Annotated in this window: 1 protein-coding gene; it reads right to left on the reverse strand. The window is 29.8% G+C overall.

Annotated elements, in window-relative coordinates; translation table 11 throughout:
* Nucleotides 1-628 (reverse strand): ATP-binding cassette domain-containing protein (locus tag KI369_RS27440; RefSeq protein ID WP_212958756.1); only part of this gene is annotated, 628 nt, incomplete at both ends.

The raw sequence follows: 628 nt of genomic DNA on the forward strand, positions 1-628 counted from the left end.
ATAACAGTAGGTTGCGTAATCATATGATTTGGATTTTGCATCACATAAGATATGACTTCACCACGTTTACGAATAGACCAAGAATGAATATTTACTCCATGAAATAAAATCCTATCATTTTTTGTTTTGTTTATACCTATAAGACTGTGAGCTAATGTTGATTTTCCAGCCCCATTTCGACCTAAAAGTGCTACAATTTCCCCTTCTTTAATTGAGAAATTTACATTATCTAATACTTTTTGTTTATTAGGATAGGAGAACGACAAATTTTCTACTTTCAATAATCCTTTGTTTGTAGGAATATTTTTACAAAAAACTTGCTTCTCCATCCACTCATTTATTGCGCTACTTACACTTTCTCTTTGAAGATTTTCAAGTGGAAATATTCCAACATTATTACTATCAAAAGATAATCTTTTTAATCCTTCTATGTACATAGGTTCTCTCAAGCCGATAGATGGTAATATATTTGACGTTAAAATCTCTTCTGGAGTGCCTATCGCTACAATTTCCCCTTCATCCATTAAAATGATTTTATCTAAATCCAGATTTAACATTTCTTCTATACGGTGTTCAATAATTACAATTGTTTTATTATATCGTTTATGTATATCTTTAATCAGTTCTA

It is taken from the genome of Bacillus sanguinis, assembly GCF_018332475.1.
In the GTDB taxonomy this organism is placed as follows: Bacteria; Bacillota; Bacilli; order Bacillales; family Bacillaceae_G; genus Bacillus_A; species Bacillus_A sanguinis.